7 protein-coding genes are annotated in these 7,466 nt (G+C 39.8%); all 7 read right to left on the bottom strand.

Translation table 11 applies throughout. The annotated features are described in order from the left end of the window. Positions 1-200: 200 nt before the first annotated feature. Positions 201-1,766 (bottom strand): arylsulfatase, encoded by a 1,566-nt coding sequence (locus Q0L68_RS02205; RefSeq protein WP_296698772.1) that lies wholly within the window; start codon positions 1,764-1,766, stop codon positions 201-203. 670 nt (positions 1,767-2,436) lie between these two features. Continuing rightward, on the bottom strand, positions 2,437-3,303 hold the full coding sequence (gene atpG / locus Q0L68_RS02200) for an ATP synthase F1 subunit gamma (RefSeq protein ID WP_296698770.1): 867 nt from the start codon (positions 3,301-3,303) through the stop codon (positions 2,437-2,439). A 70-nt stretch (positions 3,304-3,373) separates the two neighbouring features. Continuing rightward, positions 3,374-4,948, bottom strand: coding sequence for a F0F1 ATP synthase subunit alpha (gene atpA / locus Q0L68_RS02195; protein WP_296698767.1), 1,575 nt, complete (start codon positions 4,946-4,948; stop codon positions 3,374-3,376). 33 nt (positions 4,949-4,981) lie between these two features. Next, the gene (gene atpH / locus Q0L68_RS02190; RefSeq protein WP_296698764.1) at positions 4,982-5,545 is read right to left on the bottom strand and encodes an ATP synthase F1 subunit delta; all 564 of its coding nucleotides are present in this window, start codon (positions 5,543-5,545) and stop codon (positions 4,982-4,984) included. A 9-nt stretch (positions 5,546-5,554) separates the two neighbouring features. Beyond that, positions 5,555-6,049: a F0F1 ATP synthase subunit B gene (locus Q0L68_RS02185; protein WP_296698762.1), complete on the bottom strand. Its 495-nt coding sequence runs from the start codon at positions 6,047-6,049 to the stop codon at positions 5,555-5,557. A gap of 80 nt (positions 6,050-6,129) precedes the next feature. Further along, the gene (gene atpE / locus Q0L68_RS02180) at positions 6,130-6,387 is read right to left on the bottom strand and encodes an ATP synthase F0 subunit C (RefSeq protein WP_296698760.1); all 258 of its coding nucleotides are present in this window, start codon (positions 6,385-6,387) and stop codon (positions 6,130-6,132) included. A gap of 38 nt (positions 6,388-6,425) precedes the next feature. Continuing rightward, the gene (atpB, locus tag Q0L68_RS02175) at positions 6,426-7,454 is read right to left on the bottom strand and encodes a F0F1 ATP synthase subunit A (protein WP_296698758.1); all 1,029 of its coding nucleotides are present in this window, start codon (positions 7,452-7,454) and stop codon (positions 6,426-6,428) included. Positions 7,455-7,466: the final 12 nt, after the last annotated feature.

The following is a 7,466-nucleotide window of genomic DNA, read 5'->3' as shown; positions in this document are numbered from 1 at the left end:
ATAAACATATGACCCATTCTGGGTCTGTTTCAATTCTTAAATGGATCAGCAATTCCTTAATCATTAAGGCTTCGATTTCGCTTAGCCTAATAACCTCGCTTCTTTGCCTTCTCTTCGCGTACTTTGTGGTTAAGATTTCTCGCTTCACTCGAAATGACCTTTACACAGATATAAAGGCTTCGACACCGCTCAGCCTGACATCACTCTTCAATGAAGCTAATCTGCCTCCATTCTCCTTCGATGGGATCATTGGACTGAAGTGCGCCGGGAGTACTTCTACCCTCTTTGATGTATTTGATCAAAAGTGCTTTCAATGAGGCTACTTTTTCAGGATTTTTGGCAAATATATTTGAGGCTTCTGCGGGATCATTTTTCAAGTTGTATAATTGAATATCCGGAAGAGATTCTTCAGCGGGATCCCCTGGCTTTGGGAAACTCCAACCTCCAGAACCTTTAGCCATTAGCAACTTCCAATCTCCCTGTCTGATCGCAAAACTTCCATCTATCGAATGATGAACGGTCGCCTCCCGAAAAGAATCTACGGTTCTATCTGCATCAAAAAGACCTAATAAACTATAACTATCCTCTCCCTCATTATCCTGAAGCGAATAACCAACGATTTCAGCACCCGTTGCCATGAAATCGGTTAAGCAAATAGTTTGATCTCTTGAAGTACCTTTCTTTATTCTTTCAGGCCATTTAGCAATGAATGGAACCCGATGTCCACCTTCATACAAATCAGCCTTGTTTCCTCGGAATACATAATTAGACAGATGCCCTAAAGCAGCCAACTCTTCCAGTCCCGCAGCTGGTGATCCCCCATTATCAGAGGTGAAAATCACTAATGTATTTTCTTCAATCCCAGCTTTTTTGATGGCTTCATTAACCTTTCCTACATAATCATCAATCATCATCATAAAATCTCCAAAAGGAAGAACCCCACTTTTACCTTGCCATTCTTCAGTTGGCAAAATCGGAGTATGTGGAGAAGGAAGTGCCAAATAGAGGAAAAAAGGGCTTTCAGTTTGGGCTTTAGATTCAATATATTCAATAGACTTATCGAAGAAATGTGGCGTAACTTTTTCGTGATCAAAATCCGGAGCAGTTGGACCTTCTCTCCACCAAGAATACTTACCTGTATTCACGGTCACTGTATCCGGTATAGCAGTTGCCATACCATTCTCCACATAGACATAGGGAGCCATATCCAATGATCCCGAATGTCCATAGGCATAGTCAAAGCCCAAGTCATTTGGAGTGTGAGTCACTGTTTTTGAAAAGTCTATTTGGTCAAAATCCTGTGGATTCCATCCCTCTCCTGTATTGGCTTCTACATCTTTTAAACCCCAATTCCATCCTAAATGCCACTTTCCGATAAAAGCAGTTTCATAACCTTTGTTCTTAAAAACATCTGCTATTGTAGTTCTTTCGTCTGGAATCAGGGCATTTGACTTTCCGGTAAGAACTCCACTTTTCAACCTACTTCTCCAATTGTACCTTCCAGTCAAAAAACCATATCGCGTGGGGGTACAGACTGCAGCTGGGGTATGTGCATCGGTAAATTTCATTCCATCTTTCGCAAGTTGATCGATATTGGGAGTAGGGATTTTACTATCGGGATTGAAAACACCGATGTCTCCATAACCTAGATCATCTGCCAGAATGACGATGATATTGGGAAGTTTTTTTGGTTCAGTTTGTTTAGGAGAGCACGAAAAAACCTGCAAAAATAGAATGGGACCGAGAAGTCGATTGGAGAATTTCATAAAAAGATGGGTGGTATTTTTTCTACAATTTAGGCAAATGAACCAAAAACCAGAATGGTTTAATCATTTTTGGTAAACCGTTTATTCTTTTTCGAAATCATAATATGGAGTCATTTCGAACGAAGTGAGCCTGCCTGTCGGTAGGCAGGAAATCTCTTTTCGTATGCTTTCGGGTTTTTAGGATATAAAAAATGTGTGAGATTTCTCCCTCTAGTCGAAATGACCTTGCATTTCTTTAGGTAGGAAATCTATGGCTATACCTACGGCACTATTTCTTTATTAGAAAAGCTTCGACTCCGCTCATACTGACATCAATAGATTCCTCCAAGTTTAAACCCGGGGCAATAAAGTTGCATCTCAGAAGCTATTGATATTTCTTCTCTTTTGCGGCTTGGCGACTTGGCGGGATTTATTGAATAAAAATACATTACCTTGTTTTAGCCAACATTCTTCTTCTCTATAGAAATCTTAATTTGGAGTCATTTCGAACGAAGTGAGAAATCTATAGCTTTACCTACGGCACTATTTCTTAATTAGAAAGGCTTCGACTCAGCTCAGCCTAACATCTTTTTTATTCCCTCTACGGAAAACTCAGTGAACTCAGTGGTAAAAACAAAAAAACCACAACTCTTATGAGCAGTGGTTGGGTTGGATCTATTGCAATTAATAATTACCCAAGCGCTTCTGCACCAGCTACGATCTCTAAGATTTCGTTGGTGATAGCAGCCTGACGGGTTCTATTGTACATTAATCGAAGTTCTTTTAGCAATTCACCTGCGTTTTCCGTTGCTTTATCCATCGCTGTCATTCTGGCTCCATGCTCTGAGGCATTACTTTCTAATACAGCTTTGTAAAGTTGAATCTTCAGAGATGTTGGAACCAATTCTTCAATGATATATGCTCTGGATGGTTCAAGGATATAATCAACTTCTGCGGTTTTCTCTTCAGCTGAATCTTCTTTTGCCATTGGCAAGAATTGCTCTGTTCTTACAATTTGTGTTGCTACGTTTTTGAATTCATTGAATACCAAAAACACCTGATCAAATTCTCCAGCTACAAATGAACTCATGGCATATTCAGCAGCCTGGCGAACATTATCAAAATTTAAATCTTGAAAAACTTGGAAATAATCAGAAACTACAGGAAGTCCAGACTTTTTGAAATACTCATTCGCCTTTTTCCCAAGAGGAAGAACAGTGATTTCAGCTCCAGAAAGCGGACCTTTTATCGCAGCATTTGTAGCCTTGATAATATTGGTGTTGAAAGCTCCACAAAGACCTTTATCTGAAGTAACAGGGATTAAAAGCACTTTTTTTACTTCTCTTTTTTCGGCATAAACAATATCTGCTGCACCTTCAGAGGCTGCAGAAACATTATTAAGGATATTGGTCAACTTCTGAGAATAAGGACGCATTTGGATAATTTTATCCTGCGCTCTTCTCAGCTTCGCCGCAGATACCATTTTCATCGCTTTGGTGATCTGCTGGGTAGAAACTACCGAGTTAATTCTTTCCTTTACTTCCTTTAAGTTAGCCATCAGTGATTGCTTTGTAAGCTATAGAAATTCCGATAGGCTATGAAAGCCCATCGGATTTTGAATATTTAAATTATGCGTATTTAGGAGCCAATTCAGATGCTGCCTTGGCAAGAATCTTACCAGCACCATCGATATCTCCTTTTTTGATCAAATCAAGAGCCTCTGGATAAGAAGCATCAAGAAGCACATAGAATTCTTTCTCAAATGCTCTTGCCTTCTCAACAGGAACTGTATCCATCAAACCTTTTGTAGAAGCATAGATAATAGCTACCTGATGTGCTACCGATACTGGAGAGTATTGTGGTTGCTTCAAGATTTCCTGGTTTCTTCTACCTCTTTCGATTGTTCTCTTGGTAGTTGCATCTAGATCAGAACCGAACTTAGCAAAAGCTTCCAATTCACGGAACTGTGCCTGGTCCAGCTTCAAAGTACCTGCAACCTTCTTCATTGATTTAATCTGTGCGTTACCCCCTACTCTAGATACAGAGATCCCCACGTTAATTGCAGGACGAATACCAGAGTTGAATAGGTTAGTTTCCAAGAAGATCTGACCATCTGTAATCGAAATTACGTTAGTCGGAATATAGGCAGAAACGTCACCTGCTTGAGTTTCGATGATAGGAAGAGCGGTCAATGAACCACCGCCTTTTACCAAATGCTTGATAGAATCAGGCAAATCATTCATCTGAGAAGCGATTTCGTCAGACTTATTGATTTTTGCAGCTCTTTCCAATAATCTTGAGTGAAGGTAGAATACGTCACCTGGATATGCTTCACGTCCTGGAGGTCTTCTCAAAAGAAGAGATACTTCACGATACGCTACTGCTTGTTTAGATAGATCATCATATACTACCAATGCTGGACGTCCCGTATCACGGAAGAATTCTCCAATTGCAGCACCGGTGAATGGGGCAAAGAATTGCATAGGAGCTGGATCAGAAGCTGGAGCAGCTACAACCACTGTGTATGGAAGCGCACCACCTTTTTCAAGGGAAGCAACTACGTTAGCAACAGTAGAAGCTTTTTGTCCAATAGCAACGTAGATACAGAATACTGCTTCGCCTCTATCGTAAAATTCTTTTTGATTCAAAATAGCATCAATAACAACGGCAGTCTTACCAGTCTGACGGTCACCGATAACTAATTCTCTTTGTCCTCTACCGATTGGAATCATGGCATCGATAGATTTGATACCAGTTTGAAGAGGCTCAGTTACTGGCTGTCTATAGATTACCCCAGGTGCTTTACGCTCCAAAGGCATTTCATATAATTCTCCAGCGATAGGACCTTTACCGTCAATTGGGTTACCCAAGGTATCCACAACTCTTCCCAACATACCTTCACCTACTTGAAGTGAGGCAATTCTTTTGGTTCTTTTTACGGTATCACCTTCTTTTATTTCTTTGGAGTCACCGAAAAGTACGGCACCTACATTGTCTTCTTCAAGGTTAAGAACCATTGCTTTCAGACCATTGTCGAACTCAATCAATTCACCGGCCTGAGCCTTAGAAAGTCCATAGATACGTGCTACACCATCCCCCACTTGAAGGACTGTACCCACTTCTTCAAGTTCCGCTTGAGTTCTTGCTCCTGAAAGCTGCTCCCTCAAGATTGCTGAAACTTCATCTGGTCTTACTTCTGCCATGATATGATAAGATTATGATTTTTGCTTATTGATTTAATACTGTTTTTCGTAATGATTTTGAATAAACTGAGATTTCAAGACTCTCAATTTGCTACTCAAGGAATCATCAAGCTGACGGTCGTTTATTTTCAAAACAAATCCCCCAATAATGTCAGGATTTATTTTTTCTACCAGCTGCACGTCAGTCATACCGGAAATTTGTTTTACCACATCCATAAATGCTTTTCTTTGTTCAGCATTAATTGGTGTAGTTGTAGTCAATTCAGCTACCTGAATAGACTTATAAATGTTATACTGAGTTTCAAATTCCTTTGCGACATCAATCAAGATTTCTTCTCGGTTTTTTCGGGAAATAATCTCGAAAAAAGTCAAAGTCATCTTTTGAGAAGTCTTCTCAGGAAAAAGAGCTTTTAAAACATTCAGTTTCTTTTCTGAATTAATGATTGGGTTTTTCAACAATAGCACAAGCTCAAAATTGCTTTTGGCCATTGCAGTCAATTTTTGAAAATCCGCATGAACCTCCTCCAACTGACCCTTTTCAAGGGAAAGCTCCATAATAGATTTGGCATATCGGGATGCTACTCTATGATTTGACATGGAGGTAGATTAGTTTAGCTTAAGATCTTTGATAAATTCATCCACAAGCTCTTTCTGAGCCTTGTCTTCTGACAAATTCTTTCTCAATAATTTGTCTGTTACTTCAAGTGTAAGTGTTGCCACCTGAGTTTTCACGTCTGCCAAAGCAGCTTTCTTTTCAGTTTCGATCACTGCTTTCGCGTTTTCGATCATCTGAGCACCTGTTTTCACAGCTTCAGCTTTTGCATCTTCAATCATTTTAGAAGATGCATCATGAGCTTTTTTCAGGATAGTATCTCTTTCCAATCTAGCTTCTGCGAGAAGTTTTTCATTCTCCGCTTTCAGATTAGCCATTTCATTTCTGGCAGTCTCAGCTGCTTTCAATGCATTTTCAATACTGCTCTCTCTCTCATCTAACGCTGCAAGCATTGGCTTCCAAGCAAACTTGATAAGAATGAAAAGAAGGCCTAAAAAGCCAAATAATTGCCAGAAAATAAGACCGGAACCTGGTGTGATTAAATCCATGGTGGAATATTTTATTTCGGATTGTTCAATAAAAGATAGAAAAGGGAAAGGCCTAGCGCCAATCCCTTTTCAAGATTTGATTAGCTGATGCCCGCGATATTAAGAGCGATCAACAAACAGATTACCGCTGCGAACAGGGAAACCACCTCAATCAAAGCTGCGATGATCAACATAGCGCCTTGGATTTTACCAGCAGCTTCAGGCTGACGAGCAATAGATTCCATTGCCTGACCACCAATACGACCGATACCTAGGCCTGCGCCAATCGCAACAATACCTGCACCGATACCTGCTCCCATTAGAGCAAAACCAGCAGTCAACAAGATAGAAGTTAACATAAGAGTTAGATTTATAAATTGAACAAAGAAATTCCTAATTAATGATGATCGTCATGCGCGTGCTCAGCTACCGCAGAACCAATGTACATCGCTGAAAACAGCGTGAATACATAAGCCTGAATAGTTGCCACTAACAATTCGATAATATTGATAAATGTCACCATCAGTGTACTTGCGATACCAATGGAGTAAGATTCAAAGATAAATGCCAAAGCTATAAAGCCTAGGATTACGATGTGTCCTGCTGTGATGGCAACAAAAAGTCGAACCATCAAAGCAAAAGGTTTTGTGAATAAACCAATGATTTCTACAGGTACAATAATTAGCAACATTGGAATAGGCACTCCTGGTGTTGCAAATACGTGCTTCCAGTAATCCTTATTCCCATTTACATTGGTAATGATGAAAGTTAATACTGCCAACACCATGGTTACAGCAATATTCCCAGTCATATTTGATGCACCTGGAAGTAACCCTAATAAGTTACCAAACCAGATAAACAAGAAAAGAGTAATCAGATATGGAACGAATTTTTTGTATTTCGGACCGATTGAATTTTTAGCAATCTCATCTCTAACAAAAATCACTATCGGTTCGATTAATGCAGCTGCGCCTTTTGGGGCAACAGCACCATTCTTTTTATAATGATTAGCTGCTGAAAGAGCTAAAGACGCCAATACAATCATTACTAAAAACATCATTACAACATTCTTGGTAATGGACAAATCAACAAAGCTAGCTCCATCAACTCTGCCCAAATGATCGTGCTCATCAATGAAATATCCTTCGTGGGCAAACTCTTCTCCAAAAGCATGAGTCTCATGATTTTGAAAATCGGAAGAACTGAAGAATTCTAATCCTCTATCACCAGAATAAGCGATTACCGGCAATGACAATGTAACGTGAGTATGCCCAAAAGTAGCGAAATGCCACTCGTGAGAATCCTTCACGTGATGCATGATAAAGCTTGTTTTGTCTTCTTCAGATTCTGCAGCAAATGTTGCTGTGGAAATCGTCAACATGAATGCTGACAATAATAGACTTAAAACCAATAGTTTACGCGTCATCAACTCTTCTTT

The organism is Algoriphagus sp. (assembly GCF_024642405.1).
Taxonomy (GTDB): domain Bacteria; phylum Bacteroidota; class Bacteroidia; order Cytophagales; family Cyclobacteriaceae; genus Algoriphagus.
This window is presented reverse-complemented; position numbering and strand designations above follow the sequence as displayed.